The 24,994-nt window shown below is 60.3% G+C and carries 26 protein-coding genes, 1 pseudogene and 1 riboswitch; of the genes and pseudogenes, 13 read left to right on the plus strand and 14 right to left on the minus strand.

What is annotated here, in order from left to right:
• Positions 1 to 169 precede the first annotated feature (169 nt).
• The 8 genes from BW958_RS11590 to BW958_RS11625 all read left to right on the plus strand — a co-directional run bounded on the left by BW958_RS11590 (position 170) and on the right by BW958_RS11625 (position 8,108).
• Positions 170 to 682, plus strand: a complete 513-nt coding sequence (locus BW958_RS11590; RefSeq protein ID WP_076575894.1) for a hypothetical protein — start codon at positions 170 to 172, stop codon at positions 680 to 682.
• A gap of 47 nt (positions 683 to 729) precedes the next feature.
• A riboswitch (TPP riboswitch) is annotated at positions 730 to 842 on the plus strand.
• 199 nt (positions 843 to 1,041) lie between these two features.
• On the plus strand, positions 1,042 to 3,018 hold the full coding sequence (gene thiC / locus BW958_RS11595; protein WP_076575895.1) for a phosphomethylpyrimidine synthase ThiC: 1,977 nt from the start codon (positions 1,042 to 1,044) through the stop codon (positions 3,016 to 3,018).
• Complete coding sequence (gene thiE, locus BW958_RS11600) at positions 3,015 to 4,580, plus strand: thiamine phosphate synthase (protein ID WP_076575896.1); 1,566 nt, start codon at positions 3,015 to 3,017, stop codon at positions 4,578 to 4,580. The genes thiC and thiE overlap by 4 nt, the downstream gene beginning before the upstream one ends.
• Positions 4,570 to 5,328: a HesA/MoeB/ThiF family protein gene (locus BW958_RS11605; protein WP_076575897.1), complete on the plus strand. Its 759-nt coding sequence runs from the start codon at positions 4,570 to 4,572 to the stop codon at positions 5,326 to 5,328. The genes thiE and BW958_RS11605 overlap by 11 nt, the downstream gene beginning before the upstream one ends.
• Entirely contained in the window at positions 5,325 to 5,525 is a 201-nt protein-coding gene (thiS, locus tag BW958_RS11610; protein WP_076575898.1) for a sulfur carrier protein ThiS, read from the plus strand. The genes BW958_RS11605 and thiS overlap by 4 nt, the downstream gene beginning before the upstream one ends.
• 1 nt (position 5,526) lies before the next feature.
• Positions 5,527 to 6,294: a thiazole synthase gene (locus BW958_RS11615; RefSeq protein WP_076575899.1), complete on the plus strand. Its 768-nt coding sequence runs from the start codon at positions 5,527 to 5,529 to the stop codon at positions 6,292 to 6,294.
• Positions 6,291 to 7,436 (plus strand): 2-iminoacetate synthase ThiH, encoded by a 1,146-nt coding sequence (gene thiH, locus BW958_RS11620; RefSeq protein ID WP_076575900.1) that lies wholly within the window; start codon positions 6,291 to 6,293, stop codon positions 7,434 to 7,436. Before BW958_RS11615 ends, thiH begins: the two co-directional genes overlap by 4 nt.
• Before the next feature lie 141 nt (positions 7,437 to 7,577).
• Positions 7,578 to 8,108, plus strand: coding sequence for an REP-associated tyrosine transposase (locus BW958_RS11625; protein ID WP_076575901.1), 531 nt, complete (start codon positions 7,578 to 7,580; stop codon positions 8,106 to 8,108).
• Positions 8,109 to 8,829: 721 nt separating this feature from the next.
• On the opposite strand, the gene BW958_RS11630 is transcribed toward BW958_RS11625, so the two are convergent.
• Positions 8,830 to 9,321 (minus strand): GNAT family N-acetyltransferase, encoded by a 492-nt coding sequence (locus BW958_RS11630; protein ID WP_083687317.1) that lies wholly within the window; start codon positions 9,319 to 9,321, stop codon positions 8,830 to 8,832.
• 259 nt (positions 9,322 to 9,580) lie between these two features.
• Between BW958_RS11630 and BW958_RS11635 the strand changes: the two genes are divergently transcribed.
• Entirely contained in the window at positions 9,581 to 10,153 is a 573-nt protein-coding gene (locus BW958_RS11635) for a penicillin-binding protein activator LpoB (RefSeq protein WP_076575902.1), read from the plus strand.
• Between the two features lie 154 nt (positions 10,154 to 10,307).
• On the plus strand, positions 10,308 to 11,687 hold the full coding sequence (dbpA, locus tag BW958_RS11640) for an ATP-dependent RNA helicase DbpA (RefSeq protein WP_076575903.1): 1,380 nt from the start codon (positions 10,308 to 10,310) through the stop codon (positions 11,685 to 11,687).
• Positions 11,688 to 11,807: 120 nt separating this feature from the next.
• Here dbpA and BW958_RS11645 read toward each other — a convergent pair.
• The 7 genes and pseudogenes from BW958_RS11645 to BW958_RS11675 all read right to left on the minus strand — a co-directional run.
• Positions 11,808 to 11,915 (minus strand): annotated as a pseudogene (locus tag BW958_RS11645) (SMR family transporter); the annotation flags it as partial.
• 7 nt (positions 11,916 to 11,922) lie between these two features.
• Complete coding sequence (locus BW958_RS11650) at positions 11,923 to 12,930, minus strand: CobW family GTP-binding protein (protein WP_076575904.1); 1,008 nt, start codon at positions 12,928 to 12,930, stop codon at positions 11,923 to 11,925.
• Between the two features lie 12 nt (positions 12,931 to 12,942).
• Positions 12,943 to 13,140, minus strand: a complete 198-nt coding sequence (locus BW958_RS11655) for a YbdD/YjiX family protein (RefSeq protein ID WP_076575905.1) — start codon at positions 13,138 to 13,140, stop codon at positions 12,943 to 12,945.
• Between the two features lie 45 nt (positions 13,141 to 13,185).
• The gene (gene cstA / locus BW958_RS11660; RefSeq protein ID WP_076575906.1) at positions 13,186 to 15,276 is read right to left on the minus strand and encodes a pyruvate/proton symporter CstA; all 2,091 of its coding nucleotides are present in this window, start codon (positions 15,274 to 15,276) and stop codon (positions 13,186 to 13,188) included.
• A gap of 364 nt (positions 15,277 to 15,640) precedes the next feature.
• Entirely contained in the window at positions 15,641 to 15,925 is a 285-nt protein-coding gene (locus BW958_RS11665; protein ID WP_076575907.1) for a hypothetical protein, read from the minus strand.
• 231 nt (positions 15,926 to 16,156) lie between these two features.
• Positions 16,157 to 16,447 (minus strand): YciI family protein, encoded by a 291-nt coding sequence (locus BW958_RS11670; RefSeq protein ID WP_076575908.1) that lies wholly within the window; start codon positions 16,445 to 16,447, stop codon positions 16,157 to 16,159.
• A 184-nt stretch (positions 16,448 to 16,631) separates the two neighbouring features.
• A complete protein-coding gene (locus BW958_RS11675) occupies positions 16,632 to 18,143 on the minus strand; it encodes a histidine kinase N-terminal 7TM domain-containing diguanylate cyclase (RefSeq protein WP_076575909.1) in 1,512 nt (503 codons plus the stop codon).
• A gap of 422 nt (positions 18,144 to 18,565) precedes the next feature.
• Between BW958_RS11675 and tpx the strand changes: the two genes are divergently transcribed.
• A complete protein-coding gene (gene tpx / locus BW958_RS11680; protein ID WP_076575910.1) occupies positions 18,566 to 19,069 on the plus strand; it encodes a thiol peroxidase in 504 nt (167 codons plus the stop codon).
• A 42-nt stretch (positions 19,070 to 19,111) separates the two neighbouring features.
• On the opposite strand, the gene BW958_RS11685 is transcribed toward tpx, so the two are convergent.
• Complete coding sequence (locus BW958_RS11685; protein WP_076575911.1) at positions 19,112 to 19,546, minus strand: hypothetical protein; 435 nt, start codon at positions 19,544 to 19,546, stop codon at positions 19,112 to 19,114.
• Between the two features lie 151 nt (positions 19,547 to 19,697).
• On the opposite strand from BW958_RS11685, the gene BW958_RS11690 reads away from it, so the two are divergent.
• Both BW958_RS11690 and BW958_RS11695 read left to right on the plus strand, forming a co-directional pair.
• Positions 19,698 to 20,606: an SAM hydrolase/SAM-dependent halogenase family protein gene (locus BW958_RS11690; protein WP_076575912.1), complete on the plus strand. Its 909-nt coding sequence runs from the start codon at positions 19,698 to 19,700 to the stop codon at positions 20,604 to 20,606.
• Positions 20,607 to 20,684: 78 nt separating this feature from the next.
• Positions 20,685 to 21,341, plus strand: a complete 657-nt coding sequence (locus tag BW958_RS11695) for a ribonuclease T2 family protein (protein ID WP_143233075.1) — start codon at positions 20,685 to 20,687, stop codon at positions 21,339 to 21,341.
• On the opposite strand, the gene BW958_RS11700 is transcribed toward BW958_RS11695, so the two are convergent.
• The 5 genes from BW958_RS11700 to BW958_RS11715 form a co-directional block, all read right to left on the minus strand.
• Positions 21,338 to 21,829, minus strand: a complete 492-nt coding sequence (locus BW958_RS11700) for an NUDIX hydrolase (protein WP_076575959.1) — start codon at positions 21,827 to 21,829, stop codon at positions 21,338 to 21,340. The genes BW958_RS11695 and BW958_RS11700 overlap by 4 nt on opposite strands.
• A gap of 57 nt (positions 21,830 to 21,886) precedes the next feature.
• Entirely contained in the window at positions 21,887 to 22,411 is a 525-nt protein-coding gene (locus tag BW958_RS11705) for a cytochrome b/b6 domain-containing protein (protein WP_076575913.1), read from the minus strand.
• On the minus strand, positions 22,392 to 22,766 hold the full coding sequence (locus BW958_RS11710; RefSeq protein WP_076575914.1) for a cytochrome b562: 375 nt from the start codon (positions 22,764 to 22,766) through the stop codon (positions 22,392 to 22,394). Before BW958_RS11710 ends, BW958_RS11705 begins: the two co-directional genes overlap by 20 nt.
• Before the next feature lie 170 nt (positions 22,767 to 22,936).
• A complete protein-coding gene (locus BW958_RS20510; RefSeq protein WP_179078849.1) occupies positions 22,937 to 23,110 on the minus strand; it encodes a hypothetical protein in 174 nt (57 codons plus the stop codon).
• Between the two features lie 249 nt (positions 23,111 to 23,359).
• Entirely contained in the window at positions 23,360 to 24,607 is a 1,248-nt protein-coding gene (locus BW958_RS11715; protein ID WP_076575915.1) for an L-lactate MFS transporter, read from the minus strand.
• Positions 24,608 to 24,994: the final 387 nt, after the last annotated feature.

Consider the following 24,994-nt stretch of genomic DNA (forward strand, 5'->3'; position numbering starts at 1 on the left):
TGGCTTGAGCATGGCACAGGGCGCGGTGGGAAATCGCGCAGCCGATCACGTCCGACGCGACACCTGACAGATCTTGCAACGCAGTTGGCATCGGACGGCAAATCTATCGCGGCCGACCATGCTTTAACTCCCGTGCAAACTCTCTGAATACGGCAAGGAGGCCAAGGTCATGGCGTGCAGATCCGGGTTGCAAACCGCTGGCTGGCTAGCGCTCTCGTTGTGGGCCGGATTGGCAGCGGCTGACGAGTTGTGGTTAGTCGAGCTGGAAGAGGATGATGGTGTCGAGCTGATCTTCAAAGGTGCGGGCGTGGTGCGTGGCAATGCGCCGGTCTGGCAGCAGGGTGCGCCGCGTCATGAGCGGCTCAAACCCGGTGAACGGTTGGCATTGTGGGTGAAAAACGGGGCGGCCACCCGCATCGAGGTGTTGCAGGCGCAGGGGGCTAAACTTCCCGCCGACTGGCAGCGCGGGCAGGATCAACTGGTGCGGCTCGAATCCGGCAAGCTGTGGCTACGCCAGCTTGGCACTGTGCCGCTGGCAGCGTCGGTGCGCTGGGTCAACGGCTCGGTGGCCGACCTGCAGCCGGGGCGGGAAGTGGTGCTGCGGCGCAACCTGCAGGGGGAGGCGATCGCCGTGCTGATCCCCAATCCCGAGGATGATGACGTTGACCGGTCCGATCAGTGAGCGGGAGTTTCCCGCTTGTGCGACGCCGCGACTGGCATATACTGGTGCCCATCTTGTCGGAGTGCCGACCGTCGAACGACGCGAGGCTGAGACCGTTTATTCGGGATCCGTGGAACCTGATCAGGTTAATACCTGCGAAGGGAACAAGGGTAACCAGTGGGTTGCCGCGCCAGGGAAGAGATAACTTCCCACACCGCCGAAGTGCCACCTTCGGCCGGGGCGCACGGGAGAGATCCAGCTAGCGCAGTCGCTGCGAGTGGATCTCTCCCGCTAGCACATCCTGCCCACAGGTTCATCTTCTCCTCGAACTCCAGACAAGCAAACACCCATAACTTCAATCAGTTAATGAGAGTTTTGCTATGTCTACGCCAGCACAGTCCAACCCGGCTCCGAGCCGCCGCGAACAGCGCGCCGCTGCCCAGCACTTTATCGATAGCCTCAAGGGGATGGCGCACCCCAACTCGCGCCGCATCTTTATCGAAGGTTCACGCCCCGATATCCGGGTTCCGCTGCGTGAAATTCAGCTGGCCGACACCTTGGTCGGTGGCAGCAAGGACGCTCCCCAGTTCGAGCCCAACGAGCCGGTGCCGATCTACGACACCTCGGGTCGTTACGGCGAGGAGGGGGTCGCCATCGACGTGCGCCGTGGCCTGCCACGTCTGCGGGAAAACTGGGTATTGGAGCGGGGTGACACCGACGAACTGCCGGGGCTCAGCTCCACCTTCACTCAGGAGCGGCTGGCCGACGAGGGGCTCGATCACCTGCGCTTCGAGCATCTGCCGAAGCCGCGCCGCGCCAAGCCGGGGCGGCGGGTCACCCAGCTGCACTACGCCCGCGCTGGCATCATTACCCCCGAGATGGAATTTATCGCCCTGCGCGAGAACATGGGCCGCGAGCGGGTGCGCTCTGAACTGTTGCGTACCCAGCATCCGGGCCGCGATTTTGGTGCCCGTCTGCCCCAGAACATCACCCCCGAATTTGTGCGCGATGAGGTGGCCGCCGGCCGCGCCATCATCCCCAGCAATATCAACCATCCGGAAGCGGAGCCGATGATCATCGGCCGCAATTTTCTGGTGAAGATCAACGCCAACATCGGCAACTCGGCGGTCACCTCCAGCATTGAAGAGGAGGTGGAAAAGCTGGTCTGGTCCACCCGCTGGGGCGCCGACACCGTCATGGATCTCTCCACCGGCCGCTATATCCACGAGACCCGCGAGTGGATTTTGCGCAATAGCCCGGTGCCCATCGGCACCGTGCCCATCTATCAGGCGCTGGAGAAGACGGGCGGTATCGCCGAGGATCTGACCTGGGCGCTGTTTCGCGACACGCTGCTCGAACAAGCCGAGCAAGGGGTGGATTATTTCACCATCCACGCCGGCGTCTTGCTGCGCTTTGTGCCGATGACGGCCAAGCGCCTCACCGGTATCGTGTCGCGCGGCGGCAGCATCATGGCCAAGTGGTGCCTGTCGCATCACAAAGAGAACTTCCTCTACCAGCATTTTCGTGAAATTTGCGAGATCTGCGCCGCCTATGACGTAGCCCTGTCGCTCGGCGACGGTCTGCGCCCGGGCTCGATTTATGACGCCAACGACGAGGCGCAATTCGCCGAGCTGCGCACCCTGGGTGAGCTCACCAAGATCGCCTGGGAGTACGACGTGCAGGTGATGATCGAGGGGCCTGGCCATGTGCCGATGCACATGATTGAGCGCAACATGACCGAGCAGCTGGAGCACTGCCACGAGGCGCCCTTCTACACCCTCGGCCCGCTCACTACCGATATTGCGCCGGGGTACGATCACTTCACCTCCGGCATCGGTGCGGCGCTGATCGGCTGGTACGGCTGCGCCATGCTCTGCTACGTCACCCCCAAGGAACATCTGGGCCTGCCCAACAAGGAGGATGTGAAACAGGGGCTGATTACCTACAAGATTGCCGCCCACGCCGCCGACTTGGCCAAAGGGCATCCGGGCGCCCAGATCCGCGACAACGCCATGTCCAAGGCGCGCTTCGAGTTCCGCTGGGAAGATCAGTTCAATCTGGCGCTGGATCCCGACACCGCCCGTGCCTACCACGACGAGACCCTGCCGCAAGAGTCGGGCAAGGTGGCCCATTTTTGCTCCATGTGCGGCCCCAAGTTCTGCTCCATGAAGATCACGCAGGATGTGCGCGCCTACACCGCCGAACTGGAAGCCGTAGAGATCACGCTGGTCGGTATGGATGGCCGACAGGAGCAGATGCTGGCCGAGGCCGGGATGGCGCAAATGGCCGACACGTTCCGCGAGAAGGGTGGCGAGCTCTATCATCAGGTCAGTGTTAGCCACGAGGCGCAGTCATGAGCGAGCAGACCCCACCCATTGTCTGGACCATTGCCGGCTCCGACTCCGGCGGCGGAGCGGGCATTCAGGCCGACTTGCACACATTGCACGATCTTGGCGTACACGGCTGCTCGGTCATCTCGGCCATCACGGCGCAAAACTCGGTAGCGGTGCAGATGGTTGACCCGGTCTTGATGCAGACCTTCACCGCCCAGCTCGATGCCCTTGCGGTGGATTTGCCACCTGCCGCCATCAAGATCGGCCTGCTGCCGACCCGGCTGCATGTGGAGGTGCTGGCCCGCCGGCTCGATACCATCGCCGCCCCTTGGGTGATCTATGACCCGGTGGCCATCGCCAGCAGTGGCACCCCCATGGCAGAGCCTGCCATGCTGAGTGCGGTGCGTGAGCACTTGCTAGCGCGTCTTTCCCTGATTACACCCAACGGCCCCGAGTTGGAAGCCCTGACCGGCTTGCCGGTCAGCAGCCCCGAGCTGGTGCGCCTCGCCGCCCGCCGTCTGCGCGAACTCGGCGCTCGCGCCGTGCTGGTCAAGGGCGGCCATCTGGGCTGGAGCGGCGATCTCTGCCTCGATTACTACCAAGACGCGCAGCGCGAATTCTGGCTGGCGGCGCCGCGCCTTGATACCCGCCACGGTCACGGCACCGGCTGCTGTTATGCCAGCGCCATTGCAGCCGTGTGCGCGCAGGATTATCCGCTGGAAGACGCCATCACGCTCGCTCGCGCCTATTTGCAGCAAGGGCTGGCGGCGGCGCAAGGGGTGGGGGCGGGCCCCGGCCCCATCGCCCATCTAGGCTGGCCTGCCAGTCTTGCCCACTTTCCCCGCGTTGTGTTGGCGGGTTCAACGCTCGATCGCCGTTTTGGGCTTTATAAAGCGAGTGCCACCCGCCTGCCAGAGGGCCCTTTTGCCGCCACCGAACACAACCTCGGCCTCTATCCGGTGGTCGATTCGGTCACATGGCTGCGCCGTCTGCTGGGGCTGGGGGTCAAGACCATTCAGCTGCGCATTAAAAACCTGCCTGATGCTGACGTGGCGCCGGTGATTGCCGAGGCGGTGGCGTTGGGGCGTCGCTTCGGGGCGCGCCTTTTTATCAATGACTACTGGCAGCAGGCGATTGAAGCGGGCGCCTATGGCGTGCATCTGGGGCAGGAGGATATGCAGAGCGCCGATCTCGCTGCCATTGAGGCGGCGGGCTTGCGCCTTGGGATCTCCACCCACGGCTATGTTGAGCTGATGCGGGCGTGTGAACTTAACCCCTCTTACATCGCGCTCGGCCATATCTTCCCAACCAACACCAAGGCGATGCCTTCCCGCCCGCAGGGGCTGGTGCGGCTGCACCGCTACCGCGCCCTGATGGCGGACTGGCCGACGGTGGCGATTGGCGGCATCAGCGAAGCGCGGGTGGCAGCGGTCAAGGCGAGCGGGGTGGGCAGCATCGCGCTGGTCTCGGCCATTACTGGCAGCCGAGATTGGCAGGGGGCGACCGAGCGGCTGCTCGCTGCCGTGGGGGCGGGGGATGAGCCACACTCGGCCACTGCCATGAGGGAGGCAGAGCATGCTCTCTGATGCTGAATATTTGCGATACGGGCGCCAGCTGATGCTGGCCGAGGTAGGGGAGGCGGGACAGGCGCGACTGGGCAATGCCTCGGTGCTGATCGTCGGCCTCGGCGGGCTCGGCTCGCCGCTCGCCCTCTATCTGGCTGGAGCCGGGGTCGGCACCTTGTGGCTGGCCGATGGTGACACGGTCGATTCGAGCAACCTGCCGCGCCAGATCCTGTTTGATAGCGAGGCGATCAACCGCTCCAAGGCGGAGCTGGCCCGCGAGCGGTTAGCCGCCCACAACCCGCTGGTGGAGCTGATTGCCATCAATCAGCGACTCGATGCCGCCAGCTTGCCGGAGTTTGTGGCCGAGGTGGATCTGGTCATCGACTGCTGTGACAACCTGGAAACCCGCCAGGCGATCAACGCCGCCTGCGTGGCGCAGCACAAACCCTGGATCTCGGCCGCAGCCGCAGGTTGGCAGGGGCAGCTGATGGTGCGCGAGCGCGCCGGTCAGGCTTGTTATGCCTGCCTCTACCCGCCGGATACTCGCAGCGCCGAGAGCTGTGCGAGCAGCGGCATTATCGGCCCGCTGGTGGGAGTAATGGGCTCTTTGCAGGCGCTGGAGGCCGTTCGCCTGCTGCTCGGCAAACCCAGCCCGGTGGCCGGTACCGTGCGCCGCTTCGATGCGCTGGCCCAGCAATGGCAACACTTCACGCTACCCGCCAATCCAGACTGCCCGGTGTGTGGCAGCCAACACAGGACGCGATCATGAGAATTCGCTTTAACGACATGGAGATAGCCTTGCCCGCCGGGCAGAGCGTGGCGAGTCTGCTCGCTGCGCAAGGGGTCAGGGAGCAAGGGGTGGCGGTGGCGCTCAACGGCGTGGTGCTGGCGCGCAGTCGCTGGGCTGACACCCTGCTCAACGATGGGGATGAACTGCATCTTTTTACTGCGATTGCCGGAGGCTGACATGCTGACCATTGCCGATCACACCTTCTCCTCGCGCTTGTTTACCGGCACCGGCAAGTTTGCCAGTGCCGAGCTGATGGCTTCCGCCATTGAGGCGAGCGGCTCCCAGCTGGTGACCCTGGCCATCAAGCGGCTTGAACCGGGCAAGGCGCACGACGATATCCTGAGCCCGCTTTTGACGCTCGGGGTCAAGCTGCTGCCCAATACCTCGGGCGCCAAAACCGCCGCCGAGGCGCTGTTTGCCGCGCGGCTGGCGCGTGAAGCGCTCGGAACGAACTGGCTGAAGCTCGAGATCCACCCCGATCCCAAATACCTGCTGCCCGATCCCATCGAAACGCTCAAAGCCGCCGAGCAACTGGTGCAAGAGGGCTTTGTGGTGCTGCCCTACTGCGGCGCCGATCCGGTGCTGTGCAAGCGACTTGAAGAGGTGGGCTGCGCCGCCGTGATGCCGCTTGGTGCCCCCATTGGTTCGAATCAGGGGCTGGTGACCCGCGATTTTCTTTCCATCATCGTCGAGCAGGCCAATGTACCTGTGGTGGTGGATGCTGGCATCGGCGCGCCGAGTCATGCGGCGGCCGCTCTGGAGCTCGGTGCCGATGCCGTGCTGGTTAATACCGCCATCGCCGTGAGCGGTGATCCGGTGGCGATGGCCCGCGCCTTTGCGCTGGCCTGCTCGGCCGGTCGCAGCGCCTTTGACGCCGGGCTCGGTGCCCGCGCCCTGCAGGCGCAAGCGTCCAGCCCGCTCACCGCGTTTCTGGAGGCCCTATGAAACATGCCGACCCGCAGCGCGAAGCGAGTTTTGTTTCCCGCTGGCGCCAGCTCGATTGGGATGATGTGGGGATGCAGATCCGCGCCTGCAGCGCGCGGGATGTGGCGCGGGCGCTCGCCAGCGGCCAGCGCACCTTGCAGGATTTTATGGCGCTGATTTCGCCTGCCGCCGAGCCGTTTCTAAGCGACATGGCCGCTGCCGCCGAACGGCTGACCCGCCAGCGCTTTGGTAACACTATCGGCTTTTATGTGCCGCTCTATCTGTCGAACCTCTGCAGCAACGATTGCACCTACTGCGGCTTTTCCATGAGCAACCGCTTAAAGCGCAAGACATTGAATCTAGAGGAGATTGAGCGCGAGTGTCTTGCCATCAAGGCGCGCGGTTTTAACAGCGTGCTGCTGGTGACCGGCGAGCATGAAACCAAGGTGGGGATCGACTACTTTCGCCGCGTGATGCCGCTGATCCGCCGTCATTTCAGTTCGGTGGGAATGGAGGTGCAGCCGCTCTCGCAAGATGAATACACCGAGCTAAAAACCTTGGGGCTCGACTCGGTGATGGTCTATCAGGAGACCTATCACGCCCCCACCTATGCCCGTCACCATCTGCGCGGTAACAAGCAGGACATGGCATGGCGCCTTGCCACGCCGGACCGGCTCGGCCGCGCCGGGATCGACAAGATTGGGCTGGGGGCGCTGATTGGTCTATCAAGGGATTGGCGCGCCGACAGCTACTTTGTTGCCGAGCATCTCAGTTGGTTAGAGCGCCACCACTGGCAGAGCCGCTACTCGCTCTCCTTCCCGCGCCTGCGCCCCTGCACCGGCGGGCTGGAGCCTAGCGTCATCATGTCGGATCGCCAGCTGGCCCAGCTGATCTGCGCCTGGCGCCTCTTCTCGCCTACGCTGGATTTGTCGCTCTCGACCCGCGAGTCGCCGGCCTTTCGCAATGGCGCAATGCGTCTTGGCATCACCCAACTCTCCGCCGAGTCGCGCACCCAACCCGGCGGCTATGCCGAGGGGGATAGCGATGAGCTGGAGCAGTTCGCCATCCACGACGACCGCCGCGTTGATGTGGTCGCCGCCGCCGTGCGGCAAGCCGGGTTGCAGCCGGTTTTTAAAGATTGGGAGCCGTTCCTCGGGAGGTAAATGATGCAACGTAGGGTGCAATAAGCGCAGCGTATTGCACCTCTCTTTTGAGTGGTGCAATTCACGATGTTCATTGCACCCTACGTGATCCTGCCATATGAGCCACATTTATCTGCATGGCAGCGAGGAGATTGGCACCGGATGGCAAACTATGTGCGAATGTGGCAACCGGGAGGCACTTGGTTTTTTACGGTGGTGTTGGCTGATAGACATAACAGCCATCTGCTGGTTGAACAGATTGATTTGCTAAGGTCAGTTGTCCGTGAGGTCAAGGCCCATCATCCATTTCGGATTCATGGTTGGGTCGTCTTGCCCGACCATCTCCACGCTTTACTGGAGTTACCGGAAGGAGATACAGATTTCCCGTTACGCTGGCGTCAAATTAAGAGTCAATTTTCCAGAGCCATTGCTAATGAAGAAGCTCGCAGTGAATCTCGCTGGAAGCGAGGCGAGCGAGGAATTTGGCAGCGACGTTATTGGGAGCATCTGATCCGCGATCAGGAAGATTTCGTTCGCCACCTCGATTACATCCACCGCAATCCCGTCAAACATGGTTTGGTGACAGCCCCGGGTGATTGGCCTTACTCGACATTTCACCGCTGGGTCGCTTCTGGTCATTACCCTCCATCATGGGGAAATCTCATTGCCTCCGACGAGCCGGGTATTACGTAGGGTGCAATAAGCGAAGCGCATTGCACCGTTTGGGGTGAAGATAGCGGTGCAATTCACGTTGTTCATTGCGCCCTACGGTACCGGGTTGCTTCTGGTCATTACCCTCCATCGTGGGGAAATATCATTGCCCCCAACGAGCCGGGTATTACGTAGGGTGCAATAAGCGAAGCGCATTGCACCGTTTGGGGTGAAGATAGCGGTGCAATTCACGTTGTTCATTGCGCCCTACGGTACCGGGTTGCTTCTGGTCATTACCCTCCATCGTGGGGAAATATCATTGCCCCCAACGAGCCGGGTATTACGTAGGGTGCAATAAGCGAAGCGCATTGCACCGTTTGGGGTGAAGATAGCGGTGCAATTCACGTTGTTCATTGCGCCCTACGGTACCGGGTTGCTTCTGGTCATTACCCTCCATCATGGGGAAATCTCATTGCCTCCGACGAGTCGGGTATTACGTAGGGTGCAATAAGCGAAGCGCATTGCACCGTTTGGGGTGAAGATAGAGGTGCAATTCACGTTGTTCATTGCACCCTACGGTAACGGGTTGCTTCTGGTCATTACCCTCCATCATGGGGAAATCTCATTGCCTCCGACGAGCCGGGTATTACGTAGGGTGCAATAAGCGAAGCGCATTGCACCGTTTGGGGTGAAGATAGCGGTGCAATTCACGTTGTTCATTGCACCCTACGGTACTGACAACCCCATAGTGGACTATTGGCCGTTATTGTTCGTTTGCATCATCCGTTGCCAATCCCTGTATCGGCGTTAGCGGTTTTTCATAGCAGTGCTGGGTCTTGGTGTGGATAAAGCCAATACCTTGATAAAACGGGTGTGATTCGCTGCGGGTGATATTGGAGCGAACCCGAATGGCGGGAAGGCCAAGCTGGGTGGCCCAGCGTTCGGCGGCCGCGACCAGTGCACGGCCGACTCCGAGGCGGCGGGCGGAGTGGGAGACGACCAAGCCGGTGATCTCGATGCCTGCATCCGATTCCAGCCACAGACGGCGCTCGGCAACCAGCCAGCCCAGTAACGGGCCAGACGGTTGGCTACGGGCAACCACCACCCGATAGCGCGTTGAGGCTAACAGCCCACTCAAATTGGCGCGGGTGCGCTCGATATCGGTGGCATAACCCAACTCCAGCGACAGGCGGGCGATCTCGGCGGCATCTTCTAGTGTGGCGGCAACAATCTCGATGGGGGCGGCGGCAAGCATAGGCTCTCTCTGATAGCGGACTGGGCGGCGCTGGGCCGCCTGATAGCCAGACTGTAACCCCGATATGCGGCGGGCAGAAGGGGGGCTACGTGGCGCACCGGAATGGGCGCGATAACAAGGCTCGGCGCATCATCTCGCTGGGCCAATCCCTGTCGTATGGCGGTGGGCGCTGCATCGCGCGGTGGCGGCTTTGTCTCTAGCATCAGAGTGTTACGGAGAACAGGCTCCGGGACCACGGTGATATTGGGGAGAAAAGACAATGAAAATGCGTTCCCTGCTGATGTTAAGCGCCCTGCTGCTGGGCGGTTGTAGCATTATTCCTTATGAGAGCTCGCCAGCGCCGGCGGGCAAGCCCGGCAAGGCGACCACGGCGCCGGTCAGCAAGCCCGAAACCGGGGCGCCGGTGCCCAAGCCGGTGGCGCCGACTGCGTTGGCGCTGGCCATGGCCGATGCCTTTGTGCAGGCTCCGGCGGTGAAGGCGGCAGCGCAAAGTGGCCAGCCGGTGCTGTTGCTTACCCCGCCACAAAATGGCACTGCAGAGCCGGTCGATACCCGCGCCATGGCCGCAGCCATGAGCAAGCGCATCCAGTCGCACAGTGCATTTCGCTTTGTCGATCCGGCCCAGGTGGCTGCCATTACCGGCCAGCTCGAGTATCAGCAGGCAGGCATGAACCCGGCCTCGCTGGTGCGCCTCGGCCGTCAGACCGGCGCAGGCTATATGCTGTATGGGGATCTGGCGCCCAAGGGGAGCCGTTACACGCTCTCCATGAGCCTGATGGATCTGCAAAGTGGCGAGCTATTGTGGAGCGGCAGTCGCACCGGTAGTCGCTAACGTCCTGATTATCGAGCGAGATCGCCCGATCTCGCTCGATGTTCTCTGCTCACTGCCGCTGGAAAACATCGGCTGATCGCCACGAAAACTGCGCGTTTTCGCGCCACTTCTGCTATGCTCCGGCCCCTTGTTTTTGGCTCAGCGAGATCCAACCGTGAATCACACCGACTTTTCCCAACTGGGGTTGCCTGCCGCCCTGCAAGACAACCTCGATAGCCTCGGCTACAAGGAGATGACGCCGATTCAGGCCCAGAGCCTGCCGCTGGTGCTGGCGGGCAAGGATCTTATCGCCAAGGCCAAGACCGGTAGCGGCAAAACCGCCGCCTTTGGTCTGGGTCTGCTGGCGGCGCTGGACGTGAGCAATCTGTCGGTGCAGGCGCTGGTGCTCTGCCCGACCCGTGAGCTGGCCGATCAGGTCGCCACCGAAATCCGCCGACTGGCGCGCAACCTGCCGAACGTCAAGCTGGTGACCCTGTGCGGCGGGGTGCCGACCGCGCCGCAATCGGCATCGCTGAGCTTTGGTGCCCACATCGCCGTGGGCACGCCGGGCCGGGTGCTCAAGCACCTCGAGCAGGGGACGCTGCGCCTTGAGTCGCTCACCACGCTGGTGCTCGACGAGGCGGATCGCATGCTCGATATGGGCTTTGGCGAAGACATTCACAAGGTTATCCGCTTTGCCCCGCGTGATCGCCAAACCCTGCTGTTCTCGGCGACCTACCCGGAAGGGATCGCCAACATGAGCCGCGGTGTGCAGCGCAATCCGGTCGAGGTGAGCGTTGAGGCGATTCATCAGGAAAATGCCATCGCCCAGCAGCTGTTTGAAGTGGCGCCCGGGACGCGACTCGACGCGCTGGCGCGGCTGCTCAGTCACTATCAACCGGCCTCTTGCGTGGTGTTCTGCAACACCAAGCGCGCCTGCGGCGAAGTGACCGACTATCTGGCTGGTCGCGGCTTCTCGGCGTTGGCGCTCAACGGCGATCTGGAGCAGCGTGAGCGCGATCAGGTGCTGGTGCGCTTTGCCAACGGTAGTGCCGCCATTCTGGTGGCCACCGACGTGGCGGCGCGCGGGCTCGATATCAAGGAGCTGGGCGCCGTCATCAACTACGAGCTGACCTATGACCCCGAGGTGCATGTGCACCGTATCGGCCGCACCGGCCGCGCCGGTCAGCAAGGGTTGGCGCTGTCGCTCTATCAGCCCAATGAGGCGCAGCGCGTCACCCTGATTGAAGAGTATCTGGGCAGTGCCCTGCCGCAGGCGGATCTCTCGACCCTTGGCAGCGAGATCCGTCCAGTGGCGCCCGAGTTTGCCACTCTCTCCATCGGCGGTGGTCGTAAAGACAAGCTGCGTCCGGGTGATATCCTCGGTGCCTTGACTGGTGAAACCGGCCTGGCTGGCGATCAGGTGGGTAAGATCCAGGTGCAGGATCAGTTTTCGTACGTGGCGGTGCGCCGCGGCCAGGCCAAGGCCGCGCTCAAGCGCCTGAGCGATGGCAAGATCAAGGGCCGCAGTTATCGGGTGCGTATGCTCGGTTAATGCTAAACGCCTTGAACAGACAGCCCCGCATGCCGGGGCTGTTTGCTTGGTGGGCGGAAGTGACTGCGCCACCGAGGTTGAGAAGAGGTTCATCACCAGCACGATGTCGACTCCGGATCAGACGGCGTAAGCGATCCCGACCGGTATAGTGCGAAGGGTCAGCGAGAGGCAGTAAAAGACCACCAGATACCCCACCTCTAGCACAACCCGATGACAGCCAAGGGACACCGCTGGGCTAGCTTACCTCACTGGCAGCGAAGCCGGCGTGCAGGCGCTCAAGCGGCAGATAACGGCCGATGATCACCAGCCGTGAGCTCGGCGGCGTCTCGCCCCAGGGCGAGCCGTAGTCAAAGCCCACCACCTTATGTACCCCTTGCACGATCAGCCGGCGCGGTTCACCGGCGATGGCCAGCACCCCTTTGTAGCGCAGCATGTCGTTGCCATGCTGGTCGATGCACTGCTCCATAAAGGCGCCGATACGCTTGAGATCCAGCTCTCCCCCTTCCAGCAGATGAGCCTGAATGGCGTCGTGCCAGGAGCGGGCCTGTCCCGACAACGGCGCAAAAACATTGCCGCTGGCGCGCACCAGGCGCACCCCGCGATTGAGGGCCAACTCGTCATTTAAGGTAAAGGCATCCAGGCCAAGCCACAGCGCTGGTGGGCAGACACCTTGCTGCACATCGAGGATCTCCGCTTTCTGGTTGATGCGGTGAATGCGGGCGATAGCGGCCTCGCGAGTGGCCTCATCAACCTGGTCACATTTACTCAGCAAGATGCGATCGGCAAATCCGAGCTGGGCTGCCGCGACCGGATGCTCGTCGAGTTGACGGGCGATGTGCTGGCAATCGGCCAGCGTGATGACAGCATCGAGGCGCAGCGCATCGCGTAGCGTCTCTTCGATAAAGAAGGTCTGAATAATGGGGCCGGGATCGGCCAGACCGGTGGTTTCGACAATGAGCTGCTCGAAGGCGATTTCACCGCGTTCACGGCGAGCCAGCAGATCGCCGAGGGCTGCGGCAAATTCGCCGCGCACGCTGCAGCAGACGCAGCCGTTGCTAAGCTCGACCACACTGACACCTGCGCCGCCTTCGAGCAGGGCACCATCAATGTTGGCCGCGCCAAATTCATTCTCAAGGATGGCCACCGGCAGGCCTTGATGGTGGCGTAGGAAATGGTTGAGCAGCGTGGTTTTGCCGGCGCCGAGAAAACCGGTCAGCAGGGTGACCGCAATCGCCTGAGTCATGGCTGTTCCTGTCTAGCAGCAGCGTCCGCCATTCTTGCCACCGTAGCGGGCATCCTGACGTTCGCGAAAAAACTCTTCGTAGCTCATGGGGGTCTGCTCCGGGTGGGTCAGACGCATGTGCTGCACATAGTTGTCATAGTCGGGGACGCCGACCATCAGCTTGGCGGCCTGTCCCAGATATTTGCCGGCCTTGGCCAGGGCATCGAACATGGGTCCTCCGTACAGGGCCCCGGCACGCCGGGGCCCTGGCAACGATCAATGAGAGCGGGTCTGGGCCACATCACCCGGCATCGCTTGATACGGGGTCTCTCTGGCGGTGGACTCGCCACTTTGCAATGCCTTGAGCGCAGTCTTCAGCGAGAAGAGGGCCAGCACCACGACCACCACCATAAAGAACAGGGTCAGCCCGGCATCCAGACGGTTGTTAAATACCAGCTGTGCCAGTTGCGACTCGGTGTACTGCGGCGGAACAGTGCCACTGTCTAGCATGGTCTGGAACTTGTTGGCAATCGCCAGGAACCCGAGTTTCGGGTTGTCGCTAAACACCTTCTGCCAACCGGCGGTCATGGTGCAGATCAGCAACCAGCTGGTCGGCAGCAGCGCCACCCAGGCATAGGCATGACGCTTCATCTTGAACAGCACCACGGCGCACAGCATCAGTGCCATGCCGGCCAGCATCTGGTTGGCGATACCAAACAGCGGCCACAGGGTGTTGATACCGCCGAGCGGATCGACCACGCCCTGGTGCAGGAAGTAACCCCAGGCCAGTACACACAGACCGGTGGCAAGCAGGTTGGCCGGCAGCGACTCGGTACGCTTGAGGGATGGGGAGATCACCCCCAGCAGATCCTGCAGCATAAAGCGGGCGGCGCGGGTTCCGGCATCCACGGCGGTAAGGATAAACAGCGCCTCGAACAGGATGGCGAAGTGATACCAGAAGGCGACATTCATCAGGCCACCGAGGGCGTCGTGCAGAATGTACGCCATCCCGACTGCCAGGGTCGGAGCGCCGCCGGCACGGGCGATGATGGTCTGTTCACCGACTTCCGAGGCGATGCGAGTCAGGGTATCGGGAGTGATCTGAAAACCCCAGCTACTGACCACGGTGGCAGCCGACGCCACCACATCCGCCGTTCCGGCCGGCGCCAGCACTGCCATCGGGCTGTTCATGGCAAAGTAGACGCCCGGATCGATCACGCAGGCGGCGACCAGCGCCATGATGGCGACGAAGGACTCCATCAGCATGCCGCCGTAACCGATAAAGCAGGCCTGATTTTCATTAGCCAGCATCTTGGGTGTGGTGCCGGAGGAGATCAGCGCATGGAAGCCCGACACGGCGCCACAGGCGATGGTGATAAAGAGGAAGGGGAACAGATCGCCCGCCCACACCGGGCCGGTGCCATCGATGAACTTGGTCAGTGACGGCATCTGCAGGGTTGGCTGGGTGATCAGAATCCCGATGGCCAGCCCGACGATGGTGCCGATTTTCAGGAAAGTCGACAGATAGTCGCGCGGCGCCAACAACAACCAGACGGGCAGCACCGAGGCGACAAAACCATAACCGACCAGCATCCAGGTCAGTTGTACCCCGTCAAAGTCAAAATAGGGGGCCCAGGTAGGGCTCGCTGCCACCCAGCCGCCAGAGACGATGGCAAACACCAGCAAGATCAGGCCAATTACCGACACCTCGCCGATGCGACCGGGGCGGATATAACGGGTGTAGATCCCCATAAACAGGGCCAGCGGGATGGTAAAGGCGACGGTATAGGTTCCCCAAGGGCTGTGGGTCAGCGCTTTGACCACAATCATCGCCAGCACTGCCAGGATGATCACCATGATCATAAAGGTGGCAACCAGCGCAATCACGCCGGCGACAGGGCCCATCTCTGCCTTGACCAGCTCGCCGAGGGAGCGGCCATCACGGCGAGTCGAGACAAACAGCACCATAAAGTCCTGCACTGCACCGGCCAGCACCACCCCAGCCAGCAGCCAGAGCATACCGGGCAGGTAGCCCATCTGGGCTGCCAGAACAGGGCCAACCAGAGGACCGGCGCCGGCGATGGCGGCGAAGTGGTGGCCGAACAGGACCTTCTTGTCAGTCGGCACATAGTCCAGACCGTCGTTGTAGCGCACCGCCGGGGTCATGCGGGTGGCATCGACGCCCAGTACCTTGTGGGCGATATAGAGGCCGTAGTAGCGATAGGCGATGAGATAGACACACACCGCCGCCACTACGATCCAGAGGGCATTGATCTGTTCACCGCGATTGAGAGCAATATAGCCGAGGGCGAAGGCACCGAGCAGTGCCAGCAACACCCAGCCAAGGTGTTTCCCGAGCTTGTCCATAAGTCACGTCCGTTAGTGGTTTGTTGCATATGTTAGTTATTTGCATTTTTATCTTTATAACAACCGGTTGCGAGCTTCAATCGGATTCTCAGGTTAACGGGCGTAACGGGGTGATTTCTTTCCAGAATGTCGAGGGGATCACGAAGTAGCAAACCAAAGAAAATCCCTGAATTTACAATGGTTTTAGTTAATAGCCTTGGTGTGGCGCTGACATTGTGGTGGCCAGTGGGCGACCAATCCTACCCGAAGAAGTGAGTCGCAAAGGGGAGGGCTGTACAGGCTGTGCAGGTGTGGGTGGCGGCAATAAAAAAACGACCCGCCGGGGCGGGTCGTAAAAAAGCGAGACAGAGTATGAACTGGGATATCAGTACCAGCAGGAGGAGCCGTTGTCGGCTTGGGAGCCGCCTACGTCTTCACAACGCGGCAGACGCTTGCCGGACTTGGTCAGGTAGTGAACCTTGGGCTTGGCGCTCTTGACGACTTTCTTGCTGCTCTTGCCGATAGTGCAGAGGCCTTGAGCTTCATCAACCTGGGTGCAGCTGCTGGCTGCCAGCGTCTTGCTGTGGGCGTGGTTGATAGCAAATGCCGGGGCGGCGGTGATGGTAGAGAGCAGAGCGGCAGCAGCCAGGGCGATCATGTGCTTTTTCACGGTAAAACCTTCCAACGACAGGGAGAATACACGGGCAGTCCGAAGGAACGCCCTATCTGCCGCCATCAAAAAGCCTTATGCCGGCACAGTCAATCGAGCCTGCCCGTGCTTTGCGACAAGTGTTGGCGTTTTATTGTCTAAGCATTAAATAACAACAAGTTATCTAAAGCTGGTTCAGTGCTGGCAGGTTTAATTCGCGTCAGTGTTTGTCGGTATGGGCCGTTTCGTTACCTAGCTTTGGCGCAGAAAATCAAACTGCTCGCAGGTCTTGGTCGGCACAAATTCGGTGATATCGTAGCTGGCGAGGTTGTGCTGGTGGAACGGGTCCTGGGTCAGCAACTGCTCCAGTTCGGCACGGGTCATGTGGTGGGCCAGTATGATGCCACCAGTGCGCGGGACCTTACGGCCGGAGGCGAGAAACAGGCCGGCGCTGTAGCAGCGTTCCAGAAAGTCGATATGGCCGGGCAGATGGGCATCGATTTCGTGCAGCTCGCACTGATAGGTCAATGAGACCACAAACATGGCATCCTCACAGAGATAGCAAGAATAACGGGACGAGGTGACGACCGGGTCGTCGCAGCCTACTTTCCTCTTGTCGCTGCGAAAAGGAAAACGCTTTTATTATCCGCCCATGAGTTAATGTGCTCTGCAATGCCTTGGTGTGATGACAAAAAGATCCGTAGCAGCAGATCAGACTCAGGTTTTTTTAGCTGGCTGTCGCCACCTGGGCACGCCCAGCCAGTTTGGCCTGATAGAGGCCGACATCGGCCCGTTGCAGCAAGGCGCTGCTCTCTTCCCCCGGTCGCAACGTGGCCAGCCCCATGCTGAGGCTAATGTCCAGATGCTGCTGGCAGAGTTGATTGATCCGCTCGGCGATAAGCCGGGCTTCGTCGCTCAGGCAGCCCGGCAGCAGCACGATAAACTCATCCCCACCGTAGCGGCCGACTTGGTCCTGCTCGCGGCTGTGCTCTTGCAGCAGACGCGAGAGCTTGATAAGCAGCTGATCACCCGCCTGATGGCCCTGGTTGTCGTTGATCTGCTTGAAATAATCCAGATCAAACAGCAGCAGTGAGAAGGGGTTTTTCCGCCGGTTTGCCAGGTTTATGGCCTCATCCAGATGGTGCAGGATCATGCGGCGGTTCAATAGGCCAGTCAGGCTGTCATATTCGGCGTGTTGGCGCAGGGTCTCTATCAGTTGATGACGGCGGGTGATATCGCGCAGCAGCAGTGAGTAACCGAGCGGATGCTCGCTGTGGTTGCACAGCGGTTGCAGCTTGAGCTCGTAGTGGCGGTCCGCCAGCCACAACTGGCCGGGCTGCTTCTCTTGCTGCAACGCAGCTTCCAGTTGCGGCAGTTCGACCAATAAGGGTTGGCCGAGGGAGTGGGTGTCGAGGGTCTCGAACAGCTCATCTGCCGTACGGTTGAAATCGACGATGCGCAGGCTGTTATCCACCACCAGAACCGCTTCGGAGATCTGGTTAAACACCAGATCCCGGGCGATCGGCGCCAGCGTGGTGACGCGGTGGTGGAAGAGTCCGAAGAAATAGAGCAGGGCCGACACCATAAAACCAGCTGGACTCAAGTCCAGCTGGTAGGGGGTCGCACCAAACAGAAAGAACAGATAAGGAACCCAAGGTGCCAGCAGGCCAGCGATGATCAGCAAAACCTGGCGCCGGTGTTGTGGATGCGCCATCCGCCAGCAATGAATGTAGATAGAGAAGGTCACAATGGCGGCCACATTGAGGTAAGCCATGTATAGGTAGTACCAGGGACCCAGGGTGAGCTGGCTGATGGAGAGCGAACCGACCCGTAACACATCGTCGACACGCAGATTCAGGTGGTGATAGCTGTTGCTCAGTGCCACGGCCAGGGTAATAAACGATGGGGCGAGCAAAGCGAGCACCATGCCGTCAGAAGGGCGGCCATGCTGTCGATAGCTAAGTGCCATCAAAATGGCAAAGGCGGGAATAAAGGAGGCGCCGATATATTCGATGCTGATCCAGGCATCCGCTTCCCGTGGTGTGGCACAGGCCAATTCAAAGGCATAGGCACCGGTATAAATGCCCATACTGAGCATCAACCAAGAGAGCCAATATGCTACGGGATAGTGACGTTGACGCGCGGCGTAAAAGGCCAGCGCAAATATTAGCAGAGCGCCGCACAGGAGCAGCCAACTGACCCCACCGAGAGGGTAGCCCGGCAACACCAGTTCCATCATGGCGACTTACATCCCTTTTACGAAAGGGCACTATTTTTTATTGTTAATGAGTGGTTGTCAAATGAATATATCACAAAGGAATCAGAGTGATATCTAACTCGCAGTTTTATTCCATGAAGAAAATGAATCCACTTATGGATATTCTCATTAAACGTCGTAAAACAATCCTGTGATTTTATATCCAAGGGTAAAAGTTATTTCGATGATAGTTTTGTCATTATTATGTGGCGGGTGAGCCGTTATTTCAGAATAGTTTTCGGCTGAGATATTCCATAATTGCATCTATTCTCGGGTTTCTTTTGCGATCTTTTTGCTACGGCTAACCATTGGTGGAGTTATCCCTGCCGTTTGCAGGTGTTATCCAGCCAGCGCACGGCCTATACTGGCCGACGTACACAACAACAAATCCACAAGGATTGAACATGAGCAAAACCATCACACTGCAAGGCAACCCGGTCTCGGTTGCTGGCGAATTCCCGGTCAAGGGCGAGCAAGCTCGTCCGTTTAGCCTGGTTGGCAAGGATCTGGCCGACGTGACCCTGGCCAGCTTTGCCGGTCAGCGCAAAGTGCTGAACATCTTCCCGAGTGTGGACACCCCGGTGTGCGCTGCGTCGGTACGCAAGTTTAACGGCGAAGCCAGCGCGCTCGCCAATACAGTGGTGCTGTGCATCTCTGCGGATCTGCCGTTTGCCCAGGCTCGTTTCTGCGGCGCCGAAGGGCTGGACAAGGTGGTGACTCTTTCCACCCTGCGTAGCGGTAATTTCATGCAGGATTACGGTGTCGCCATCTCCTCCGGCCCGCTGGTTGGCTTGACCGCCCGTGCCATCGTGGTGCTCGATGAGCAAGACCACGTGCTGCACAGCGAACTGGTGCCGGAAGTGGCGCAGGAGCCGGATTACGCGGCCGCACTGGCAGCGCTGGTCTGATCGTTGCCCGGTTAAAGCAAACCCGCCATTCGGCGGGTTTTTTCATACCTGTTGCAGGGTGACTTCAGGGGCGTCGAGGTGGTGCATCCACTCGCGCAAAATCAGCAGTTCGGCCACAAAGGCAGGCTCCAGTGGAAAGTGGCCGGCCGCCAGCGGGTCCCCTTCCAGTTGAGCTGCCAGTTGGCCAAAGGCCCGTTCGATGTCGGCCCGTTGCAGTGCGTGGGCGCCAAGAATGGCGGCCAGCGGTTGTTGGCTGGTCAGATGCAACGAAGCGCCGTGCGGTAGGGGCGGATTTTCATACATCAGCACGTCTTCTATCTCGGCGATAGCCAGCTCCAACTCATAAGGGGTGGGCGGTGTGCGGCGCAGAGGCAGTGAGGTTGAGCCGAGCGGCAAGCTGATCTGGCGTGGCGGTTGACCCGGCAGGGTCACGTCGCACTGCTCGGGGCCAATTTGCAGGTGAATCAATGTGGGCATGGCGTGAACTCCGTAACGGCACTCTTTTACTAATACGTCATACACTTGCCCTTGCCTACCCCACAATGGACCCTTGAGTTTTATTTTGGTTTTGGCATTCTAGATGTCTGGAAATCCATAATGAAAAACGAGTCAATAACAAGGAGCTGACATGACCCCACGTATTTTGGCGCGCACCGTGGCGCTGACCCTGCTGCTGGGCAGCACGCTCGCCTCGGCCAACGAAGCCCTGGTGCTGCAAACCGACTTTGGTCTCAAGGATGGCGCCGTCTCGGCCATGAAGGGGGTTGCGTTCGGTGTAGACCGTACCCTGCCGCTGTATGACTTGACCCATGAAATTCCGGCTTACAACATCTGGGAAGCCTCCTATCGTCTCTATCAGACCCTGCAATACTGGCCGAAGGGCACGGTGTTCGTCAGCGTGGTTGATCCGGGCGTCGGTACTGACCGCAAGTCGGTAGTGCTCAAGACCAAGAGCGGCCACTATGTGGTGTCGCCGGATAACGGCACCCTGACGCTGGTGGCCGAGCACTTCGGTATCGAAGCCGTGCGCCAGATTGACGAGAAGGTGAACCGTCTCAAGGGTTCCGAGAAGTCTTATACCTTCCACGGTCGTGATGTCTACGCCTACACCGGCGCCCGTCTGGCCTCCGGTGCTATCAGCTTCGAGCAGGTGGGTCCGCTGCTACCAAACAAGGTCGTCGAGATTCCCTATCAGAAGGCCAGCCTCGACAAAGACGGCACCCTCAAGGGCACCATCCCGATCCTGGATATCCAGTACGGTAACGTCTGGACCAACATCGGGGACGATCTGCTGGCCAAGTCCGGTGTGAAGAAGGGCGATACCCTCTGCATCCGCGTGACGCATCAGGACAAGCTGGCCTGGCAAGGCAAGGCCCCTTATGTCAGCAGTTTTGGTGATGTGCCGGACGGTCAGCCGCTGGTTTATCTCAATAGCCTGCTGCAGGTGTCGGTTGCGCTGAATATGGACAGCTTCTCCGAGAAGAAGCAGGTGTTCTCCGGCTCCGAATGGCACATAAATCTCAAGAAGTGTGATTGACCGCTAAGGGGAGAGGTTCATCTGCGGCCCGTGAGCGCTTATGATGCACGCATCAAGGCGCTCGAACCGTGAGGTAGCATGCATCTTCCCCCATTTCTGGCCCGCCTGCTGGCGGGCCTGCTCATCACCCTGCCGTTGGCGGCGCCGTTGCAGGCCAAGGATCAACAGGGCAATTTCGATTTTTACGTCCTCTCCCTCTCCTGGTCACCGGATCACTGTGCCAGCAAAGCCGATGCCGAGCAGTGCGGTCGTGGCTACGGGTTCGTGCTGCATGGCCTGTGGCCGCAATATCAGCGCGGTTTCCCGACCGATTGCAGCAATGAGAGTTGGGACGAGCGGACACTCAAACGTTACGCCGGGCTCTATCCCAGCAGCTTTCTTGCCCGCCACGAATGGAAAAAACACGGCACCTGCTCAGGACTGAGTCAGCCGGCGTACCACGAGTTGGCGCAAACCCTGAAAAACCGGCTGGTGATTCCAGAGAGCTATCGGGCGCCGGACCAACCGCTGCGCCGTAGCAGTGATGCCCTGCGCCGCGAGTTTGTGGCTGCCAACCCCGACCTGCCGGCCGAGAGCATTACCCTGTCGTGCAGTGTTGGCGGACGCTTTCTCAAGGAGATGTATGTCTGCTTTGACCGCTTGGGCACGCAACCACAAGCCTGCTCCATCGAGATGCGCCAGCGCGAAGATCGCCTCTGCGGCCAGCTCGATTTTGTGGTGCGCAGCGTGCGTTAACGGGTCAGCAGCATGATGGCGTTGCGGGTCGAGGGGAAGGCAAAGCGCTCAAGCTCCAGCTCGCTGCGCTTGACCCAATAGAGAGCGGCCACGTCATCGGCGGCTTGCAGCGCCGGCTTGTCGCTGAGCGTTACGACAAAGACCGTGTCGCAGGTTTTGTAGGTGATGTTGTCGTAGCGATAGGTATTGGGAAACGAGCCAAGATAACGCACTGACTCGGGGGGCGGCTGCCAGCCGAGCTCCTCGTGCAGTTCACGTTGCACCGCCTGCTCCAGCGACTCGTCGGGATCGACAAAACCGCCCGGCAGATCCCACATCCCCTGGCCCGGCTCACGGGCGCGAACGGCGACCAGCACCTCATCTTGCCAGCACAGCGCCACCATCACGGCCGCCGCCACATTGTGGAAATAGTGAAAGCCACACGGGCAGCGCAGCTCGTGCGTACCGATCAGGGCAAGGGTGGGTTGGGCGCAGGATGGGCAGTGCAGCATGTTGGGCTCCCGAAAGCAGTAGGGAGCCCAGTGTGCCATAAGGTGGGGGACGGATCAGCGGGAGAGGTGTCCCGGCAGCATCCGTTTGACCAGATTACTGCGCTGGCGCCAGGAGGTGTAAACCACCGCCGACAGGTGCAGGGCGATCAATCCCTGCAGTGCCCAGGTACACCATTCGTGCCAGTCGTCAGCACTCCAGTCGATGCCCTGCTCGGTGGTTTGCAGCCAGCCGGTGCCAGCTGTCGCCAGTATGGTGAGCCACAAGGCCCACACCGCCAGCTTGCCGGTGCCGTGATGGCCAGGCGCCGGTGGCAGCCGTTCGCTCATCTCCTTGCGTTGCTGCACCAGCTCTGCCCGTGTCGGCCAGAGGCTGGCCAGACGGGCATACTTGTCAGCAAAACTCAGACCCCACAACCAGCGCACCGCGATCAGTGCGATCACCAGGTAGCCGAGCTGTTCGTGCAGATCCTCACCGGCCTCGTCAAACCAGAGGTTGGCGGCGCAGCAAAACACTACGCCCCAGTGCGTAATCCGTACCAGCGGGTCCCAGCGAAAGGTATCAGCCTTTCTGCTTGGCATATTTGTGGTACTCCTTCTTCAGGTCATTGACCTTGTCGAGGTGAGCACGGGCGGTCGCCTCATCACCGGCCTTAAGGGCCGTCAGGCTGGCATCCAGTTCGGTTTCCACTTCGCCCAGCCCTTCGAGGAACTTCTCTTTCTTGGCGGCAGGCATATCACTTTTCTTGGCTTTCTCCACTTCGGCTTTCATCTGCTCGATGTATTTGGTCATGCTGGCAGCATCATCTGCCTTGGTGGCCTGCTTGTAGTTAAAGCCCATCTTCTTCATCGGCTGTTCCAGATCGGCGGCAACGGCAGGCAGTGCCAGTGCACCCAGCATCAGGGAGAGGAGAACGGGACGAAATGATTTCACCATGGGGTTTTTCCTTATGATTTTGACGACATGCCCAAGAATCCTTCATGGACCCGTGCCGCGTTATCATGCCATGACAAAAGGTGAACCGGTTGTGAAGAGAGACAACTTTTTTGTGACACAGTGTGTCAGCGATGGAAGGGGTCGCCGTGAGTTGCGACCCAAGCCAGGGATCAGAGATCGATGATGGCGAATTCGCCCTGCCAGCCCTGATTGTTGATGGCGTAGCCGCCATACAGGCCGGTGCTGAACTGAATCAGGTAATCCTGTTCGGGAAGGGTTTCCAGCATGGGCAGATCGAGCGGTTTGCAGCGACGTAATGGCTTGTGTAGACGAGACTTTTTCATAATAACCTCAATAATTTTCCAGTTCGTAGTTAACTCCTTAGCAAGGCGGATGTGGCCGGGTGGCGGTTCGGCATGGCATCAGCAGTGACACGGGATTGATGGGACTTTCCACCTCGGTGCGAGCTGGTTGCGGTGGGCACCAGTCTCGAGACCGGCGCGCATTCTGACGGCTCGCTGCACAAAAAGCAACCACGCTGACCTCTTTTTGTTCGTGCGGCGCTCAAGCTGGCAGAGCGCCGCACGGCGTTATCAGGCGTTGTCGGCGACCAGTTCGCCTTCTTGCTCATCCGCGTCTTTTGGGGCGCGGGTCATCAGACCGAGCACGATAGCCACCGCCAGCAGGACGGCCGAAATGGTGTAGGCCAGCGAGTAAGTGCCGGTGGTATCGACCGCCCAACCGGCCAGCAGCGGACCTACAAAACCGGAGACGCCCCAGGCGGTGTAGAGCACGCCGTAGTTGGCCCCGTAGTTCTTCAGACCATAGAAATCGGCGGTGGTGGAGGGGAATACCGACATCAGGGCGCCATAGGCGATTCCGGCGACCACGGTCCCGACGATGATCATCGCTTCCGTTTGGTAAGAGGCAAACAGCACCATGTTCACGGCTTGCAGGGCAAAGGCCAGCAGCATGGTGTTGGTCCGGCCGATCTTGTCCGACAGCATGCCGCCGCCGACCCGGCCGCTGGCGTTGCAGATGGCGAGCAGTGAGACCAGGAAGGCGGGGTTAGCGATCGCGGCCTGATCGCTGGCGATAGACGCCAGATTGCCGATGATCATCACGCCAGCTGAGGAGGAGAACACGAACATCAGCCACAGGAAATAGAACTGACGGGTACGCACCATCTGGCGCCAGGAAAACTCGCGCTGGGATTGCGGTTTGGCGGCAGCAGCCGGCAAGTTGGCCGGCGCGGCGGGTACATAACCGGCGGGCGGATTGCTGATGATGCGGGTGAGTGGCAGGCCAATCAGCAGCACGGCACTACCGAGGATCAGTAGCGCCTGGGAGATGCCAAAGTGGCTGATAAGCGTGCTGCACAGCGGCGCCAGATAGACGGCAGCCAGACCAAATCCCCCGACTGTGATACCGGAGATCATCCCCTTCTTGCTGGCATGGAACCACTTCATGGCGGCTGGCGTCACGCAGGCATACGCAAAGCCGATACCAGTGCCGACGATGCCACCAAAGGTGATGGTCAGTCCCAATACGCTGTCTTGCGGCATCTGGCTCGAGAGCAGCATGCCGCTACCGACCAGAAACACCCCCAGGGTGATCACCTTCTTCGGACCGATGCGGTCTTGCATGATGCCGGCGGCGAGCAGCGCCACCGCCCATACCACGATGGCCACGTTGTAGGGCATGGAGGCGTCGGTGTGGGTCCAGCCCCAGTCGCTGACCAGCGCCTTCTTGATAACACTCCAGGCGTAGAGCACGCCAATGGTGAGGTTGATACAGGTGCCGGCCACCAGAACGGCCACACTCTTGTTGATGATACTCATGAGGTCCTCCTGCGCGCGTAGCGGGCAGTGCTCGGGGTAGGGGTACAGAGGCGCGCCCCTCTTTATGGTGGCCCGCAGGCACTGAGGGGTCATGACGCCGGGTTAAGGGGTTCAGACGCGGCGATTCTAGGGAGTCACACGCAGGGCGACAAATCGGGATCGCGATTTCATGATATTCATCGATGATTGCAAAAAAGCCGTTTTTTCACTGTTATTCATGGGTTTATCCACGCCATTCAGCGCGATTGTTACGATCAGGCGCACCGCCGCCAGAGTGCACGCCGGACGATGCGCAAACATGCAGTTAAAACGGCGGAACTATCACGGATTTTGCATAATTCAGGCATTGAGTGATTAGACATGCAAAATCCGGCAAATAGAGGGGAT

Source organism: Aeromonas sp. RU39B, assembly GCF_900156095.1.
In the GTDB taxonomy this organism is placed as follows: Bacteria; Pseudomonadota; Gammaproteobacteria; order Enterobacterales; family Aeromonadaceae; genus Aeromonas.

Excerpts from the sequence above, each read along its gene's own strand:
- BW958_RS11590 (WP_076575894.1), top strand. The coding sequence starts at position 170 with ATGGCGTGCAGATCCGGGTTGCAAACCGCTGGCTGGCTAGCGCTCTCG.
- thiC (WP_076575895.1), top strand. The coding sequence starts at position 1,042 with ATGTCTACGCCAGCACAGTCCAACCCGGCTCCGAGCCGCCGCGAACAG.
- thiE (WP_076575896.1), top strand. The coding sequence starts at position 3,015 with ATGAGCGAGCAGACCCCACCCATTGTCTGGACCATTGCCGGCTCCGAC.
- BW958_RS11605 (WP_076575897.1), top strand. The coding sequence starts at position 4,570 with ATGCTCTCTGATGCTGAATATTTGCGATACGGGCGCCAGCTGATGCTG.
- thiS (WP_076575898.1), top strand. The coding sequence starts at position 5,325 with ATGAGAATTCGCTTTAACGACATGGAGATAGCCTTGCCCGCCGGGCAG.
- BW958_RS11615 (WP_076575899.1), top strand. The coding sequence starts at position 5,527 with ATGCTGACCATTGCCGATCACACCTTCTCCTCGCGCTTGTTTACCGGC.
- thiH (WP_076575900.1), top strand. The coding sequence starts at position 6,291 with ATGAAACATGCCGACCCGCAGCGCGAAGCGAGTTTTGTTTCCCGCTGG.
- BW958_RS11625 (WP_076575901.1), top strand. The coding sequence starts at position 7,578 with ATGGCAAACTATGTGCGAATGTGGCAACCGGGAGGCACTTGGTTTTTT.
- BW958_RS11630 (WP_083687317.1), bottom strand. The coding sequence starts at position 9,321 with ATGCTTGCCGCCGCCCCCATCGAGATTGTTGCCGCCACACTAGAAGAT.
- BW958_RS11635 (WP_076575902.1), top strand. The coding sequence starts at position 9,581 with ATGAAAATGCGTTCCCTGCTGATGTTAAGCGCCCTGCTGCTGGGCGGT.
- BW958_RS11650 (WP_076575904.1), bottom strand. The coding sequence starts at position 12,930 with ATGACTCAGGCGATTGCGGTCACCCTGCTGACCGGTTTTCTCGGCGCC.
- BW958_RS11655 (WP_076575905.1), bottom strand. The coding sequence starts at position 13,140 with ATGTTCGATGCCCTGGCCAAGGCCGGCAAATATCTGGGACAGGCCGCC.
- cstA (WP_076575906.1), bottom strand. The coding sequence starts at position 15,276 with ATGGACAAGCTCGGGAAACACCTTGGCTGGGTGTTGCTGGCACTGCTC.
- BW958_RS11670 (WP_076575908.1), bottom strand. The coding sequence starts at position 16,447 with ATGTTTGTGGTCTCATTGACCTATCAGTGCGAGCTGCACGAAATCGAT.
- BW958_RS11675 (WP_076575909.1), bottom strand. The coding sequence starts at position 18,143 with ATGATGGAACTGGTGTTGCCGGGCTACCCTCTCGGTGGGGTCAGTTGG.
- tpx (WP_076575910.1), top strand. The coding sequence starts at position 18,566 with ATGAGCAAAACCATCACACTGCAAGGCAACCCGGTCTCGGTTGCTGGC.
- BW958_RS11685 (WP_076575911.1), bottom strand. The coding sequence starts at position 19,546 with ATGCCCACATTGATTCACCTGCAAATTGGCCCCGAGCAGTGCGACGTG.
- BW958_RS11690 (WP_076575912.1), top strand. The coding sequence starts at position 19,698 with ATGACCCCACGTATTTTGGCGCGCACCGTGGCGCTGACCCTGCTGCTG.
- BW958_RS11695 (WP_143233075.1), top strand. The coding sequence starts at position 20,685 with ATGCATCTTCCCCCATTTCTGGCCCGCCTGCTGGCGGGCCTGCTCATC.
- BW958_RS11705 (WP_076575913.1), bottom strand. The coding sequence starts at position 22,411 with ATGCCAAGCAGAAAGGCTGATACCTTTCGCTGGGACCCGCTGGTACGG.
- BW958_RS11710 (WP_076575914.1), bottom strand. The coding sequence starts at position 22,766 with ATGGTGAAATCATTTCGTCCCGTTCTCCTCTCCCTGATGCTGGGTGCA.
- BW958_RS20510 (WP_179078849.1), bottom strand. The coding sequence starts at position 23,110 with ATGAAAAAGTCTCGTCTACACAAGCCATTACGTCGCTGCAAACCGCTC.
- BW958_RS11715 (WP_076575915.1), bottom strand. The coding sequence starts at position 24,607 with ATGAGTATCATCAACAAGAGTGTGGCCGTTCTGGTGGCCGGCACCTGT.